10 protein-coding genes are annotated in these 18145 nt (G+C 46.0%); 5 read left to right on the top strand and 5 right to left on the bottom strand.

Annotated elements, in window-relative coordinates; translation table 11 throughout:
- Positions 1-99 precede the first annotated feature (99 nt).
- From araA to ACYVE4_RS20335, 5 genes are all read right to left on the bottom strand, one after another.
- The gene (gene araA / locus ACYVE4_RS20355; protein WP_461042058.1) at positions 100-1590 is read right to left on the bottom strand and encodes an L-arabinose isomerase; all 1491 of its coding nucleotides are present in this window, start codon (positions 1588-1590) and stop codon (positions 100-102) included.
- An 86-nt stretch (positions 1591-1676) separates the two neighbouring features.
- On the bottom strand, positions 1677-3311 hold the full coding sequence (locus ACYVE4_RS20350) for a ribulokinase (RefSeq protein ID WP_461042057.1): 1635 nt from the start codon (positions 3309-3311) through the stop codon (positions 1677-1679).
- Between the two features lie 125 nt (positions 3312-3436).
- Positions 3437-4138: an NUDIX hydrolase gene (locus tag ACYVE4_RS20345; protein WP_461042056.1), complete on the bottom strand. Its 702-nt coding sequence runs from the start codon at positions 4136-4138 to the stop codon at positions 3437-3439.
- A gap of 102 nt (positions 4139-4240) precedes the next feature.
- A complete protein-coding gene (locus ACYVE4_RS20340; RefSeq protein ID WP_461042055.1) occupies positions 4241-5623 on the bottom strand; it encodes a pectate lyase family protein in 1383 nt (460 codons plus the stop codon).
- Positions 5624-5714: 91 nt separating this feature from the next.
- Positions 5715-6137, bottom strand: a complete 423-nt coding sequence (locus ACYVE4_RS20335) for an OsmC family protein (RefSeq protein WP_461042054.1) — start codon at positions 6135-6137, stop codon at positions 5715-5717.
- Positions 6138-6858: 721 nt separating this feature from the next.
- On the opposite strand from ACYVE4_RS20335, the gene ACYVE4_RS20330 reads away from it, so the two are divergent.
- The 5 genes from ACYVE4_RS20330 (at position 6859) to ACYVE4_RS20310 (ending at position 18067) form a co-directional block, all read left to right on the top strand.
- Positions 6859-7194: a PadR family transcriptional regulator gene (locus tag ACYVE4_RS20330; protein ID WP_461042053.1), complete on the top strand. Its 336-nt coding sequence runs from the start codon at positions 6859-6861 to the stop codon at positions 7192-7194.
- An 88-nt stretch (positions 7195-7282) separates the two neighbouring features.
- Positions 7283-9889 carry an ABC transporter permease gene (locus ACYVE4_RS20325; RefSeq protein ID WP_461042052.1) on the top strand — a complete coding sequence of 869 codons (2607 nt, stop codon included), beginning with the start codon at positions 7283-7285 and terminating at the stop codon, positions 9887-9889.
- An 88-nt stretch (positions 9890-9977) separates the two neighbouring features.
- Positions 9978-12611: an ABC transporter permease gene (locus ACYVE4_RS20320; protein ID WP_461042051.1), complete on the top strand. Its 2634-nt coding sequence runs from the start codon at positions 9978-9980 to the stop codon at positions 12609-12611.
- Positions 12612-12699: 88 nt separating this feature from the next.
- Positions 12700-15300 (top strand): ABC transporter permease, encoded by a 2601-nt coding sequence (locus ACYVE4_RS20315; protein WP_461042050.1) that lies wholly within the window; start codon positions 12700-12702, stop codon positions 15298-15300.
- Positions 15301-15322: 22 nt separating this feature from the next.
- Positions 15323-18067 (top strand): permease prefix domain 2-containing transporter, encoded by a 2745-nt coding sequence (locus tag ACYVE4_RS20310; protein WP_461042049.1) that lies wholly within the window; start codon positions 15323-15325, stop codon positions 18065-18067.
- Positions 18068-18145: the final 78 nt, after the last annotated feature.

Below are 18145 nucleotides of genomic sequence, written 5' to 3'. Positions count from 1 at the left end.
ATGATTGATTTGTTGAATGATTGAGTGATTGACTTGTTGAATCAGAATAGCTAACGAAACCTGATTCAACAAGTCAATCACTCAATCATTCAACAATCTTTACCTATAGGCAGCTTCGCTCCAGCGTAACTCGTTCTTGAGTTGACGAAGAGTTGTGTTTCGGTCGATGACGACTAATTCGACACCGAAAATATCCGCGAAATCTTCGATGTGATCGGTTGTCAGGTTCTGGCTGTAGACTGTGTGGTGCGCTCCTCCGGCCAGAATCCAGGCAGCACAGCCGGTTTGCATATCGGGCAAAGGTTTCCAGATGGCGCGCGCTACGGGTAGTTTGGGTAGTGCTTCAGGAACCTCTACAGCTTCGACTTCATTGACTAGCAATCGGAACCGATTCCCCATATCGATCAGCGACACATTGATTGCTGGACCAGCGGGTGCATTGAACACCAGTCGAACCGGATCTGCTTTACCTCCAATTCCCAACGGATGAATCTCGCAAGATGGTTTTCCAGCCGCAATCGATGGGCAAATTTCGAGCATGTGCGAACCTAGCACAAGCGGATTCTCCGGATTGAAATGGTATGTATAGTCTTCCATGAACGAATTGCCACCAGGCAATCCGGCCGCCATTACTTTCATCGTACGTACCATCGCCGAGGTTTTCCAGTCACCTTCGCCCCCAAACCCATAGCCGTCGGCCATAAGCCGTTGCGAGGCAATGCCAGGCAGCTGAGTCATGCCATGCAGATCTTCGAACGTATCCGTGTAGGCCGAAAAATTACCGTCTTTCAGAAACGCACGCAGACCAATCTCAATTTTGGCAGCATCACGCAACGAACTGTGTTGAGCACCTCCTTTAAGGAGCGAATTCATTAATGTATAGCTATCGGCATACTCCGTCACTAATTGATCAATTTCGGCATCCGTTACCTGATTGATTACGGCCACCAGATCGCCAATTCCGTGCGTGTTCACCGACATTCCGAACGTCATTTCGGCGGCTACTTTATCGCCATCCGTTACCGCGACCTGGCGCATGTTATCGCCAAAGCGCACTACTTTCATGGTTTTCAGTCCGTAGGCCGCTACTGCCACGCGTGTCCAGGAGGCAATCTTATCAATAACATCCTGTTCCTGCCAGAAACCAACCACGACTTTTCGATTCAGCCGCATCCGCGACATGATGAAGCCAAACTCCCGGTCGCCGTGAGCCGACTGGTTGAGGTTCATGAAATCCATGTCGATTTCGCCCCAGGGAATATCACGGTTGAACTGCGTATGCAGATGGAGCATTGGTTTTTTCAGAACATTAAGCCCACGAATCCACATTTTAGCGGGTGAAAACGTATGCATCCAGGTAATGATACCCACGCAATTGGGCGCTACATTCGCTTCCTGACAAATGGCGTAAATTTCGTCGGGCGTTTTCACGACAGGTTTGAAAACGACCCGTACCGGAATTTGCCGTGCTTCGTTGAATGAGTCGGCAATAATTTTCGAGTGGGAATCAACTTGTTTGAGCGTTTCTTCCCCGTATAAATGTTGACTGCCCGTAATGAACCAAACTTCGTATTGTTTTAAATCAAGCATGTTTTTTGTGTCTTTTTTGCCAAGCTGAGGAAGGATGCATCTTAAGTTTTCCTAGCTTACTAATCAGGATAATTTAAGATGCTAAATCATTGGTTTTCAATATATGCTCCCAGCTTCAAATACTTCTGATAAAGCTTTTCATAAATGGCTACCGTTTCTGGGCGGGGATGGTATTCGGCATCGAAACCTGATCCCATTGCTTGTTGAGCGGCTTCCATTGTTGGATGAATGCCAGCGGCAACGGAAGCACACATAGCTGCCCCCAACGCGCAGGCCTGATCGGCGCTGGCGACCTGGATGGGCTTATTTAATACATCGGCAAGGGTTTGCATCACAAATGGTGATTTCTTGGCCACACCGCCAATGCCAATCACTTTCTTGATGGGAACGCCTTCTTCAATAAACCGGTCCACAATACTCCGGGAGCCAAATGCTGTGGCTTCAACAAGCGCCTTGAAAATCGTAGCGGCATTTGTACCGAGGTTAAGCCCAGCAATGGCTGCTTTGAGCGTGTGATTTGCGTCGGGTGTACGGCGTCCGTTGATCCAGTCGAGGGCGATAACATCGTTTTCAGTAACCGGTAGCTGCGATGCCTGAGTGGATAAATGCGGAATTAATTGACTGGCCAATTTATCCGCTGCCTCACTACCAAGTAGCTCTCGTACAGGGCCAGTAATTAATCGGGCAAACCACGCATATACATCACCAAACGCCGACTGACCCGCTTCAAGCCCAAGCATGCCTGGTGCAACTGAGCCATCTACCTGACCACAAATACCCCGAATGAGCCGATGGCCAATTTCATCATTAGGTGCCATGAGAATATCGCAGGTGGAGGTTCCGATAATTCGAACAAACGCATATGGTTCAATTTCAGCACCGATGGCACCCATATGTGCATCGAAAGCTCCCACACCAATTACTACATAAGTCGAAAGACCCAGTTTTTCCGCCCATTCTGGCGAAAGATTTCCCATTGACTGATCGGCCGTATAGGTATCCGTAAAAAGCCGATCTCGAAGGCCGCTCAACAAAGGATCTAATTTAGTTAGAAATTCATCGGATGGTAACCCGTTGAACTCGCTGTGCCAGAGTGCTTTGTGGCCTGCTGCACAACGTGATCGACGGAGTGTCAGCGGATTAGTATTTCCCGCCAGAACGGCCGATACCCAGTCGCAATGTTCGATCCATGAAAAAGCACGCTCACGAACCGCTTCATCGACACGGAGCGTACGTAGTATTTTTGCCCAGTACCACTCGGACGAATAAATTCCACCAACGTATTTGGTGTAATCCACATCCCAATGGTGAGCCAGCGTATTGATCTCTTCAGCTTCTTTATTAGCCGTATGATCTTTCCAGAGAATAAACATCCCATTGGGATTCTCCGCAAAATCAGGCCGTAGAGCCAGCGGTAATCCCGTTTCATCAACCGCACAAGGTGTTGATCCAGTTGTATCAATCGAAATGCCCGCCACTTGCTGCCGTACTCCATCTGGCGACTGAGCAAGGGCACCCTGAATGGCCGCTTCCAGCCCTTCGAGGTAATCGAGTGGATGTTGCCGAAACTGTGATGTGGCTGGATTGCAGTAGAGGCCCTGTTTCCAGCGAGCATATTCATGAACGTGCGTTCCGACGGCTTCGCCCGTGTGTGCATTTACAACTAACGCTCTGACCGAATCGGTACCAAAATCAACGCCAATAACGTATTGATGATTCATACTAAAATGTACCTGAGTAGGAATAAACGATTATCGATTTTTTAATCGTGTATATGTGACACAATATTACTGTGTCATTGTGTTATTTCCATGAAAAATAGAAATTATTTTTCCGGTTCGAAAAATCAGGCCAGGGTCAACTCTGGGAAGAAACTGACGTAATCGGTGAGGTATTTCTGATACTTCTCGGCGTTCAACTGAAATAGCTGCCCTTTTTTAGTGGCAGAGTTAGCATCTTTCTCACCCGTCGCGATCAGCAAATCGGTAGAAAGGATTTTTCGGCTGAAATTCCGGCGATCGAGTTGACGGTTATAAATGGCTTCGTATACCTTCTGGAGTTGCGGAATCGTGAATTTATCAGGCAATAATTCGAAGCCTATTGCATGAAGAGCGGCTTTGTAGCGTAACTGATGCAGTGCCTGTTCGACCATTTTATCATGATCGAAAATAAGCTTCGGCTTTTCGCTCAGACCAATCCAGGCGGCATTGTGCGCTCGAATTGCCTGAATATCCTGATCCTGAATATTGACCAGCGCATAATAGACAACTGAAATCGTTCGTTCCACAGGATCACGATTGACAGCGCCAAAGGTCTGAAGTTGTTCGAGATAATTATTCGTCAGCCCGGTAAGCGTGAAGAGAATGCGGTTGGCGGCTACTTCTAGATCTTCATTTTCATTCAGGAATCCACCCATCAGTGACCAGTTGCCTTGCTCTGGTTCAAAATTTCGCTTGATCAGTAGCAATTTAATCTCTTCACCATCGAAGCCGAAGATGATACAATCCAGCGCAACCAGAATTCGATTTGGGTGGGTATAGTGAATCATTGAAGCCTATTTTTTGACTAAACTACGTCAAAATTAATTACACCGCCGGATTACAGGTCCCACAATTCGGTTGGTGGTTGGTTGTCATGATGGATCACGTTGCTATCGGACTATAGTATTGAGATAGACTTCAACATTGGTGTACTGGTCATCTAGCTTAAACTGACTCGCATCGGCAGGATTCTTCAGATCTAATCCATGCGACGTTTCCCAATCATCAGGCATTCCATCTGCGTCAGAATCGGTAAGCGGGGAGAGCTGTTTCAAGGTTGGCCAGCCACCGACATCCGTTTGCGAGTCGATGATTCCCTTGTGCTCACGGCCAAATTGAGCGGTTCCATTTCTAACGTCGTTTACAATTCTACCATCAACAGCATCGCGTCGATAGCTGGCTCCGGCTGTTGCAAGTACTTGCTCATAACTCTGTTGAGCAGTTTGATCGGCAATGCTTTCGACCAGAAAAGGTTCAGTGACGAGGGCTGAATCAGGACGATCGCACTGAATACCGCCCGCCAGGTTGTTCTTACTAACCAATTCATCACCAGCCACGATATTGCCCGAAACGTAGAATTTTCCGTATGGCTTCGATGGATTAATGATCCGGCTACGAAGCTTTTCGGGCGTCACTGGACCCGATTTGTAATAATTATTGACCAGATTATGGTTGCCCTGTTCGCCACCGTAAGCACTGTTGATTTCCCAATTGTAAATGACATTATTTCGAAAGTCAACGATTTCGCGCGAGGGTTGCTTGTGGTACCGAGCACCGCAGAAACGGGGAGTTCGGCTATGCTGATGGGCAATGAGGTTATGGTGAAACGACGCGCCTAAGCCTCCCCAGATACCACCATATCCGTGAGCCCCTTTTTCGTGGACTGATTTATTTAAGCTCTCACCGATGATGCACCATTGCATCGTGAAATTTTCATTGTCATAAAACGATGCGCATTCGTCGGTGGCCCAGCTCATCGAACAATGATCAATGATGATTTTCTTTTGCCGAAGCCCCGTAATGGCATCGTCCTGCTGGTTGGCTTCGTCGCCGAGCCGAAAGCGCATATATCGAATAATCACATTGTTTGCTTCAATGCTAAGATTGTAATTCTTTAGGCAGATACCATCTCCCGGTGCCGATTGGCCCGCAATGGTCAGATTACCTTGCCGAATGAGAATTTTCGATTTGAGGGCAATCGTACCAGATACCGCAAAAACAACGATGCGCGGACCTCGTGTTTCAATTGCTTCCCGAAAACTCCCCGGCCCAGCATCGTCCAGATTTCGGACAATGATTACCTTGCCGCCCCGCCCGCCCGTTGTGTAGCGACCAAACCCTTCGGCACCCGGAAAGGCGAGAGGTTTGGAAAATGCTGACTGACCGTATGTTATCATCGATACAGACGAGCAAAGCAGTAAACCAAATGTTGTTTGCACCCAGCCAATTCTTAGCTGTTGAATGAGATTAGTTATGAAATGAAGCAATTCCATGCGTTGATTCTGAGAACAGAAGGGTTAAAGAAAAAGCCGGGTTGCCCCGGCTTTACTGCTTTACGAAAACATTCGAGAAGCGCACCTGGTATTACGACAGACTGGCTTCGACCGTAATTTTGGTATTAAACAGTTTGGAAATCGGGCAATTAGCTTCCGCATCATCGACCAGCGACTGGAACTTCTCAGCCTCAATGCCGGGCACACTAGCTTTAACAACCAGATGCGATTCAGTAATGCTACCGCTGGAAGGATCGAGCGTGATGGTGCATTGCGTATCAATCGAGTCGGCAGTAAAACCGGCTTCCTGAAGGTTAAATGCTAATTTCATCGAAAAGCAACCCGCATGCGCGGCAGCTACCAACTCCTCCGGATTTGTACCGACGCCATCTGCAAAACGTGTATTGAAAGAATACTGAGTTTTGTCGAGTACAGTACTTGCGGTCGTTACAGATCCTTTACCGTCTTTGCCTGAACCTTCCCAATGGGCAGAAGCATTCCGTTTGATTGCCATACAAAATAAATGTTAAGTGGTTATGAAAGGTGAGCTAGTCAATGCTCATTTAGTAAGACAAAAATAGGACAGCTTTGTTTGTTACCCACTTATCATGCAAGAGAGTTAACAGAGTCTTAATCTATAATTCTGATTTGCCTGATTAGCATCTGACAATTTTGTGGAACTTTTACTATAGGCAATGTAACTAACTACGTAGCCAATTTTCTTAAATTTGCTTAAACGATTAACTAATTGCATTGCTTATGCAACTATACTAATTAAATTGGCATCTTTATTGGCATAGTGATTATCGCAAGTATTGGAGATTATAAAAGAAGACTACAGAAATTTACGCAATAGATAGCGTCGGTGGCCAGTAAGAATACGCTGGCATCGAAAGGAAAATGAACCGGCCAATCCCTCCCCCAAGTGGGAGAGAGACGCCGTAGTTCAGATTAGGTTGGTTTGAAAAGCATAGCAGATATTCTGCTATGCTTTTTTGTTAAAGATTGCAACCGTTCCCATATACTGATGTATCAACATAAATTATTTAGTTAAGCTGATTAAATCTGTCCACAAGCGTACAGAAACTGTCCGTTTTTGGACAATGGCATCCCCTCATTTTTCGATCGAATAGGCTTTTTCTTGCTAAAAAACATCTTTTTTTACTTTGGCCGGGCATTTGATATACCGAAATAGATGAAATGATCGATCATCCCAATAGTTCAATAAATTACCTATGCGACGCAGCGATTTAGGTGAGTTTGAAGAAGTGGTATTGCTGGCCGTAGCCGCTTTATCGCCCAAAGCGTATTCAGTAATGATTGCTGAAGAGCTTGAGCACGAAACGGGTAATGCCGTCAGTACGGGAGCTGTACATGCGGCTCTACAACGACTGGAACAAAAAGGCTACCTACGTTCAGAAATGGGCGAGGCAACCGCTGAGCGTGGTGGCCGCCGGAAACGGCTATTTACGGTAACGGCGCTAGGCGGTCGTGTTCTGAGTGATGTACGGTCCGTTCGAAACCGACTCTGGGATCGCATTATTCCTAATATTCGACTGGAGTGGAGTTAATCTTAACGATAAGTGATAAGCGATGAGTTGGCTGACGCACTCTGTTTATTACTCATCACTTATCGTTCATCACTTATCACTTATCACTATGCCACCACCTCGCCTGGCTGATTACCTGCTGAATTGGTTCTGTGCTCCTCACTTGCGTGAGGAAGTGCTGGGTGATTTGCATGAACGATATGCTATACGAGTCGCGCGAGTAGGGGAGAGGAAAGCCCGACGACGCTATTGGCTCGAGCTACTAGCCTATTTGCGGCCTTCGATAATCAGACGACAACCTGAAAAATACCCGAATCCAACCAATACAACGATGTTACGGACTTATTTCAAAATCGCGTTTCGGAACCTGACCCGCCAAAAAGCGTATTCGATTATCAATATTGGGGGATTGGCTGTCGGGATGGCGGTGGCGATGCTGATCGGCTTGTGGATTTATGATGAATTGTCGTTCGATAAATACCATAAAAACTACGATCGGATTGCGCAGGTGATGCAAACCCAAACCATTAATGGGAATACATCCACGTTTGCCGCTATTCCTATCCCACTAGCAACAGAACTACGAACGAAGTATGGTGATCATTTCAAACACGTAGTACTATCGTCCTGGGCAGAAGGACACTTACTGTCGTTTGGTGATAAAAAATCATGGCGGGTTGGGAATTATATTGAGCCAGAAGCGCCCGATATGTTTTCTCTGAAGATGTTGAAAGGCACGAAATCAGGTTTGCAGGAACCCTTTTCCATCATGATTTCCGAATCGGTAGCCAAGTCGTTTTTTGGTACTGCCGACCCTTTAGGAAAACTGCTAAAGATTGATAATCAGACCGCTGTGAAAGTCACGGGTGTGTACGAAGATTTGCCGTATAATACTCGATTCAGTAATCTGGAATACATGGTTCCGTGGCAGGTAAATGTGGCCATTCGGGACTGGGTGAAAAACTCACAGCAAAAATGGGATAATAACTCGTTTCAAATCTATGTTCAGCTGGCTGACAAAGCGGATTTAGATCAGGTTTCGGCAACTATAAAGGATGCTAAACTGGCTAGTGCGGGGAAAGAACAAGCCAAATTCAAACCCGAAATTTTCCTGCAACCAATGCGCAATTGGCATCTGTATTCAGAATTTAAAAATGGTGTAAACGTTGGTGGTCAAATTCAATTCGTCTGGCTTTTCGGAATTATTGGCGTGTTTGTCTTGCTCCTGGCCTGCATCAATTTCATGAATTTGAGTACGGCGCGTTCCGAAAAACGCGCCAAAGAAGTAGGGATTCGGAAGGCCATTGGTTCGGTTCGTACGCAGTTGATTAGTCAGTTTTTAAGCGAATCCATGCTGGTCGTTTTTATTGCGTTTGGGCTGGCCTTATTGCTGGTGCAACTAATTCTGCCTTTCTTCAACGAGGTGGCAGCCAAGCAGATGACGATTCTTTGGTCGACGCCGGTTTTCTGGCTGTTAGGTATCGGCTTCACGTTACTGACCGGCCTAATTGCGGGTAGCTATCCCGCTCTGTACTTATCCGCTTTTCAACCAGTGAAAGTATTGAAAGGTACTTTTCGGGTTGGTCGATTTGCCTCGTTACCCCGGCAGGTATTGGTCGTCGTTCAGTTTACCGTTTCTGTTACGCTGATTATCGGGACAATCATTGTGTTTCGGCAGATTCAGTTTGCCAAAAATCGTCCGATTGGCTATAGTCGAAGTGGGTTACTTTATGTGCAGACAACCACTCCTGATATTCACAACCATTTTGATGCGTTCCGAGACGAGTTGATTCAATCTGGGGCTGTTTCGGAAATAGCGGAATCGGAAAGTCCGTTGACGGGCATCTGGACAGTGAATGGTGGGTTCGATTGGGATGGGAAAGACCCGAATCAACAGCCCGATTTTGCTGTCATCGGCGTAACCCACGACTTCGGGAAAACCATTGGCTGGCAGTTTAAAGAAGGTCGCGATTTTTCGAAAAAATTCAGCACCGACTCTGCCGCGATGGTCATTAACGAAGCGGCAGCCAAGTTTATGGGATTGAAAGATCCGGTTGGGAAAACCATTCGCGAAGGCAATTTGCGCTATAAAATAATCGGCGTCATTAAGGATATGGTGATGGAATCGCCGTATGAACCCGCTCGTCAGACGCTATTTTACATCAGTAATTTCCCCAGTAACTTTATTAATTTCCGGCTAAACCCCGATATGAGTGCCAGTGAGGCCGTAAGTAAAGTTGGTACGGTTTTCCAGAAGTACAATCCGACCGCACTCTTCGACTACAAATTCGCCGACGCAGAATACACCAAGAAATTTGCCACTGAAGAACGAATCGGTACGCTGGCTTCCTTCTTTGCCGTTCTCGCTATTTTCATCAGTTGCCTGGGCCTGTTTGGATTAGCTTCCTATGTAGCAGAGCAGCGTACTAAGGAAATCGGCGTCCGTAAAGTGCTGGGCGCATCGGTCCTGAATCTGTGGGGTTTATTGTCGAAAGACTTTATCCAATTAGTCATCATTTCCTTTTGTCTGGCAAGTCCTGTCGCTTATTATTTCCTGGGTAACTGGCTCCAGAATTATCAATATCGTACCGAGTTATCCTGGTGGATTTTTGCCGCCACTGGCGCAGGTGCCTTGCTCATTACATTACTGACTGTGAGTTTTCAAAGTATAAAAGCTGCGTTGGTTAACCCCGTAAAATCACTTCGTTCAGAGTGATGAGCGATGAGTGATGAGCGATGAATGGTCAAAACTCTGCTATGCTTTTTTCAACTCACTTATCACTCATCACTTATCATTCATCGCTATGACCCCCCGCCTGGCTGATCGTCTGCTGAACTGGTTCTGCGCTCCGCATTTGCGGGAAGAGGTGCTGGGTGATTTGCAGGAACGCTACGGCTTGCGGGTCCGGCAAATCGGAGAAAGGAAGGCCCGACGACGCTATTGGCTGGATGTACTGACGTATATGAGACCTGAATTTATTCGACGTAAACCGCAAGAATACCCCAATCCAAGCACTACTGATATGATACGTAATTATTTGAAAATCGCCTGGCGGAATTTGATGCTGAATAAAGCATTTACCGTCATCAATATTCTGGGGTTGGCCATTGGGCTGACAAGCTTTATGTTCATTGCGGTATTTGTATACAACGAATTGAGCTACGACAAATACTCGACCAAGGCCAACAACCTATATCGCGTGCAGCTTTCCGTGGTTGGCAATGGCAATGTGGAAGTTTATCCTAACGTCGATGTGGCTGTTGGTGAGGGTATTCAACGAGCGTTTCCCGAAGTAAAAGCATCGACACGATTTGGGCTTGCCACCGACTATATTCAATACCAGGAAAAGCAGTTCAAAGAAACTCACCTTGCTTTTGCAGATTCCAATTTCCTGCAATTGTTTTCTATTCCGCTCATCAAGGGCAATGCGGCAACGGCACTGGTAGCACCCAATAGTATCGTTCTTTCGAAAGAATTTGCCACAAAATATTTTGGCGACGAAGACCCAATTGGAAAATCTTTGATGGTTGGTACGCAACGCGAATCATTTACCATAACGGGCCTTATCGATAAAGTACCGGACAATTCGCACTTCCATGCAGATGCGTTTATGAGTTTATCGACGCGGCATATCACGAATCCAACCTGGAGTAACCTTGGCTTTTATACCTATCTGGAACTAGCTGATAAAGCCGATCCGAAAAAGCTGGAAGCGAAATTCCCACAACTCGTTGCCAAACACGTAGTGCCCGAAGTACAACGGGATATGGGGATTAGTTTGGCCGAAGCGCAGAAGTCGGTTGAGACATTTCGTTTCTTTTTAAAACCGCTTACGGACATCCATTTGTATTCGGATACCAAATACGAAATGGAGCCCAATGGCGATATTCAATACGTCTATATTTTCTCTGCATTAGCGTTTTTCATCCTGTTATTAGCCTGTATTAACTTCACTAATTTATCGACGGCGCAGGCAGCAAAACGTTCCAGAGAAGTTGGTATTCGGAAGGTGATGGGATCGGTTAAAAATCAATTGGTTTTCCAGTTTCTGACTGAATCGGTATTACTGACTTTTTTTGCAATGGTCTGCGCTTATGGATTGATAATCCTGTTGTTACCCTATTTTAATCAGGTTGCTAACAAAACGATCAGCTTCTCCTTCTTTCTGAACGTTCAGACAATACTTGCATTATTTCTGATTAGTCTTTTATCCGGAATAATTGCCGGCCTTTACCCCGCTTTTTTCCTGTCGTCATTCAGTATTATTAAAACCTTAAAAGGCTCCTTTTTCGGTAAAGGCTCACAGAAAAAATCATTACATAGCGGGCTGATTGTATTCCAGTTTTCCATTTCGACTATCCTGCTGATTGCTACGATTGTTGTCTATAAGCAACTGGATTACATGCAGAATAAAAAACTGGGCTATGAAAAAGACCAGGTGATTGCGCTGCCCGATACCCGGTTGCTAGCTGATCGACAACTGGCCTTTAAGGATCAGCTTTCACAGGATTCGCATGTGATATCGGCGAGTCTGTCAAGGTATGTACCGGGTGGCGTTATGATGGATGGAACGCAGATTTATCCGAAAAACGAAAAATCAAACGGCACTGAAATTCACACCAACATCTACCACGTTGACTATAATTACCTACAAACGCTAGGCATTCAAATCATACAGGGCCGGAATTTTTCAAGAGACTTTCCGACGGATTCGATTTCTGGCGTACTCATCAACGAATCGGCGGTTCGTGAACTGGGTTGGAAAGGAGTTAATCCAATCGGTAGATCCGTCGTGCGATCGGGGAATCATGAGTTCAAAGTCATTGGTGTAGTGAAGGATTTCAACTACACATCGGTGAAACAGAAAGTGGCCCCGCTCATGCTAATGATGGGCAGAAATGCTGGGGGTATCGTTGTTAAAATTAAACCGACGGATGTGGCTGGTTTTCTGGATAATCTGAAGCAGCAATGGGCGGCTTTCAATCCGGGCGGTCCGCTGGAATTCCATTTTCTGGATGATCAATTCGCAACGTTTTATGCCAGTGAGCAGCGTACGCAGCAGCTCTTTTCTGTGTTTGCCATACTCGCCATCATAATCGCCAGCCTTGGTCTGTTTGCGCTGTCGGCTTTCGTGATCGAGCAACGGACCAAAGAGATTGGTATACGTAAAGTGATGGGTGCTTCGGTACCAGGTATCGTGCAGTTACTAGCCAAAGACTTTGTTCGGTTGGTGCTGATTTCCGTGGTTATTGCCGCGCCAATTGCCTGGTATGCCATGCATAAATGGTTGCAGGATTTCGCCTACCGCATCGATGTCGAATGGTGGATGATCGCTCTTTCTGGATTACTGGCGCTCTCCATTGCCTTGCTGACGGTCAGTTTCCGCAGCATCAGAGCCGCGTTGGTGAATCCGGTTCACTCACTTCGTTCAGAGTGATGAACGATGAGTGATGAGCGATGAATGGTCAATATTCTGCTATGCTTTTTTCAACTCACTTATCACTCATCACTTATCATTCATCGCTATGACCCCCCGCCTGGCTGATCGTCTGCTGAACTGGTTCTGCGCTCCGCATTTGCGGGAAGAGGTGCTGGGTGATTTGCAGGAACGCTACGGTTTGCGGGTCCGGCAAATCGGGGAGAGGAAGGCCCGACGACGCTATTGGCTGGACGTACTGGCGTATATGAGACCTGAATTTATTCGACGTAAACCCGAGGAATACCCCAATCCAACAAATACTCTTATGCTACGAAATCATTTTAAAATTGCTTTTCGAAACCTGATTGGAGGGAAAAGTTATTCGGCCATTAACATTATCGGACTGGCAATTGGTATGGCTGGAGCCGCGCTTATTCTGGTCTGGCTTCAGAATGAAGTTAGCTTCGACAAGTTCCATGTGCATAAAGACCAGCTTCATCAGGTTTACGGGCTTACGAGCAATACAGATGGTGCCGCATTTGCGATTCCAGTAACCTCACAACCATTGGGACCTTCCTTAAAAGAAAACTATCCGGAAGTTGAAGCAGTAACGCGTGTTAAAGACATCGACAAATTTCTGCTACGGGTTGGTGATAAACGCTTTACAGGAATTGAAGGTGCTTTCGCTGATCCGCCGTTTCTGACTATGTTTAGTTTTCCACTGGTAGAAGGTGCTCAACAGAATCAGCTTGCCAATAGTTCATCCATTGTTATTACCGAAAAGCTGGCGAAGAAACTGTTTGGCGATGAAGACGCACTGAACAAAACGATTCGGCTGGATTCGGTCGATAATTTCGTTGTGACGGGTATTTTGAAAGACTTGCCGCCTAATACCCGGTTTTCTTTCGAGTATCTACTGCCCTGGGATTACCTGAAAAAACTGGGCACTGGCTGGAGCAATGAAAGCTGGCTCAGTAACAATACTGCAACGTTTATACGGCTTAAACCAGCTGCTAACAGCGCAGCATTCAGTGAAAAAATTAAAGATATAACCCGTGTTCATGCAGGCCGAAACGACGTCTGGACGCACTTTATTTATCCGCTGAGTCAATGGCATTTATACGGCAGTTTTGAGAACGGAAAACCAATTGGCGGACGTATTGAAACGGTTCGCGTATTTGGCATAATTGCCGCCTTTATCCTGCTGATTGCCTGCATTAATTTCATGAATCTGAGTACGGCCCGAAGTGAAAAACGAGCGAAGGAAATCGGGATTCGAAAAGTGGCTGGCGCGGGCCGTGGGTTACTAATTGGTCAATTTATTATCGAAGCCTTTCTAACGACTTGCCTATCGGGAGCCATTGCGCTGCTGATTGTTCAACTTTCGCTTCCTGCTTTTAATACGCTGATTGGTACGCAGCTTTTGATTCCCTATTACAACGTTCAATTCTGGCTGGTTGCCTTCGGATTTATTTTGTTTACCAGCCTTTTAGCGGGGAGTTATCCAGCCTTTTATTTATCGTCTTTTCAGCCCCTTGGCATTTTTACGAAACGATTCCGGCAAACGCAGCTTGGCGTATCGCCCCGAAAAATACTGGTTGTGTTACAATTCACGTTCGCGATTATTCTGGTCATTGCTACGATTATTGTCCGCGATCAGATCATCTATGCGCAGGAACGCGATAAAGGTTACGCGAACAATGACCTGATTCACGTAAACTTTGTCGGCGATATTGAGAAGAATTACCAACCCATAAAACAGGCGCTCCTGAATGAAGGTGTAGCCACATCCGTCACGAAAACGTTGACCAGTATGACCAGCGAAGGCTGGCATACGTGGGGACTTCGCTGGCCGGGAGAAGCGCCCAAAGACACTAATACAACCATTACCTTATTCAGTTCTGATGCCGATCTGATTAAAACAGCGGGGTTGAAATTGATCGAAGGACGGGATATTGATATAAATAAGTATCCGGCAGATAGCTTTTCGGTTGTTCTGAACGAAACGGCTGTCAAAACGATGGGCTTTAAACATCCGATTGGACAAATAATCAGCAATCGGGATGAGAAAATAAGCTGGCAGGTGGTTGGTGTTGTCAAAGATTACGTAGTGGGTTCACCTTACGACAAAGTTCCTCCGATTGTTATTCAGGGTCCTGGTTCATGGTTCAATACGATGCACATCAAATTCAACCCATCCCGTGCTACTGCCGACAATCTGGCCATGGCTGAAGAAGTTTTCAAAAAATACAACCCTGCCTACCCATTCGATTTTCAGTTTGTCGATCAGGAGTACGCGAAAAAATTCGATAACGAGCAACGGACCAAGACATTAGCGGGTCTTTTTGCTGCCTTAGCTGTGTTCATTTCGTGTATGGGCCTTTTTGGTTTAACCTCGTTTACGGTTGAGCAGGCTAGAAAGGAAATTGGCATTCGGAAAGTGTTGGGCGCTACAGTCGGCCAGATCGTTGCGTTACTCTCGAAAGACTTTCTCAAACTTGTGCTAACTGCCTTTTTCATTGCCATTCCGATAACCTGGTACGCTATGAATCAGTGGCTTCAATCGTATACATATCGCATCGGCATTTCCTGGTGGGTATTTGCAATAGCCGGTTTTCTGGCCGTATTCATTGCCTTATTGACGGTAAGTTTCCATACGATAAAAGCCGCGTTTGTTAACCCCGTGAAATCGTTGCGATCGGAATGAAATTAGTGATGAGTGATGAACGATGAATTATTTAAATTCTCTCATCGCCAACTCACTCATCGCTTATCGTTCATCACTCATCACTATGAAATACCCACCCCGCCTGGCTGATCGACTGCTGAACTGGTTCTGCGCCCCTCATCTACGAGAGGAGGTGCTGGGCGATTTGCATGAACGATTCGCCTTACGAGTTCGGCAAGTGGGAGAGACCCGCGCTCGACGACGTTATTGGCTGGATGTAGCAGCGTATGTACGACCTGAATTTATCAACCGAAAACCATCTGAATTTCCAAACCCTACCAATGCTGCCATGATACGTAACTATCTAAAAATCACATTCCGAACCCTGAGTCGGAACAAACTGTACACCACGCTGAACGTGGCCGGTCTGACGTTTGGCGTTACCTGCTTTTTGCTCATTGGCCTCTATATATTCGATGAGTTAACGTTCGATCAGCAGCATAGCCTGTCGAGTCGAATTTACCGGGCGATTCAGCACAAAAAGAGTTCGACGGAAGATCTTACGATTGCTGCATCGAGCTACAAGGTATCGGAAGAATCGCGGAAGAGTATTGGGGAAATCGAAAATACAACGCGCATTGTCCGAACCGGGCGCGCCAATCTGACAAATCCCGAAAACAAAAATACATTTCAGGAAACCGTGACATATGCGAATAGTGGGCTAATGGAAATGTTTGATTTCGAGACCGTTGATGGCAGCAGTAAGTTGGCACTGAAAGAACCTAATTCGATTGTTATTGTCGAAGAGTTTGCCCAGCGACTATTTAATGCAACTCAAGTGGCTGGCAAAACCCTCCGTCTGGAGTTTATGGATAAACCGTTGACGATAACGGCTGTTCTGAAAAACCATCCCCGCAATTCAAGCTTTGATTTCAACGCAATCATTTCAGAAGCAACGATTGCTCACGACGATGATTTTGCCGAATGGACATCCAGATGGACTTCCCAAAATTTCATGACCTTTTTTTTATTGAAAGAAAAGGTTAATCCAGATGTAACGGCTCAGAAAATCAGTCAGTTACTGAATGCGAATGCGAAACTAGATGTGGGTACGTCAATGAGCTACAGCCTGCAACCGTTGGCCGACATGCATTTGTATTCCGAAAACATTGTAGACGGGGCTCGCAACTCGAATGTAGCCGAGATGGGCAAAGGAGTTTTGCTGTATATCAAAGTGTTTGCAGTCGTTGCGCTTTTTGTATTGCTGATTGCCTGCATCAACTACATGAATCTGACGACGGCCAGAGCGTCGAATCGGTCGAAAGAAATTGGTGTACGGAAAGCTAACGGCGCATTTCAGAGCCATCTTGTCAAGCAATTTTTAACCGAATCAATGGTCGTCACAACGATCTCGTTCCTATTAGCCATTGTTGTCGTTAATTTATTCCTGCCGTTGTTCAATGAATTTACGGGTAAAGAACTGTCTCTCGGTTTCAGTACGGATTATCGACTCTGGCTTTATACATTACTGGCACTCTTAGTTGTTGGTTTATTGTCAGGTAGTTATCCTTCGTTTTTACTGTCGAGATTCAGTCTGCTATCTCTACTGAAAAATCTTAAACTTCAGAATAAAGGCGATCTGTCGCTGCGGAAAGGGCTGGTTGTATTTCAGTTTACCATTTCGGTGGTAATGATTATTGCGACCATTGTGCTGTTTCAGCAGATTCGATTCGCCAACAATAAAGACCTGGGTTTCAATAAAGAACTATTGCTGGTTGTCGACATCAATTCGGCGAAAATCAGAAGTGGGGCGGAAACCATTAAAACGGAGTTTAGCAAGATTCCGACTGTGAAAAACGTATCGACCACATCGAGAGTACCTGGCGAGTGGAAGGCCATTCCGACTGTTCATATACGACCAGAAGGAGCTTCGGAAGAGCATAAAGTATCGTATCTGCTGGGCGTTGATGAAAACTTTGCCAAGACGTTCGAAGTGCAGGTACTGAAAGGTCGCAACTTCACGAACGCGAGCGATTCAGCGTCTATTATTCTCAATGAAACAGCTGCCAAACTCTTGAATATTACAAATGTATCTGGACAACTCGTTGAAATTCCTGAACGCGCCATGGGCGGAAGTTATAGTCCACTTCCCAACAATCAGACGTTTCATGCGCGGGTTATTGGCATTGTCAAAGATTTTCATTTTCAGTCGTTACGGGAAAAAATAGGACCGATGGTGCTGGCCTACCAGAACAATCCAGTCCACAACATCGACTATTTTACCTCACGCGTAGAGGGCAAGGATATACCAGCAACGTTGGCGAAAATGAACGACGTATTGGTTAAAATTGATCCGACGCATTTGCTCGAATATCATTTTCTTGATGAACAGTTAGCCCGTTTTTACCTCGAAGATCGACGTCGCGAAACTCTGTTAATCTGGGTAGCGTTGGCTACTATTTTCATTGCCTGTATGGGACTCTTCGGATTAGCTACGTACGCAGCCGAGCAGCGTGTCAAGGAGATTGGCGTTCGGAAAGTGTTGGGAGCCAGTATTTTCAATTTGACGGCCTTACTCTCCAAAGATTTTCTAAAGTTGGTACTCATTGCCAATGGGATTGCTTTTCCGTTAGCCTGGTGGGCCACGAATCAATGGTTGAGCGAATTTGCCTACCATATTGACATTGAATGGTGGTTTTTCGTCGTGGCAGGTCTACTGGCTCTTGCTATCGCATTGGCTACCGTTAGCTATCAGGCTATCAAAGCGGCCTTGGTGAATCCGGTGAAATCCTTACGATCGGAATGAAAAGAAGTGATGAGTGATGAACGATGAATAGCGATTTGCCAAAATGCACCATTCAGCTTCTAACTCACTCATCACTTA

This window comes from Spirosoma harenae, assembly GCF_054776975.1.
Note: the sequence above shows the minus strand (reverse complement) of the source record. Positions and strands in the feature narration are given on the sequence as shown.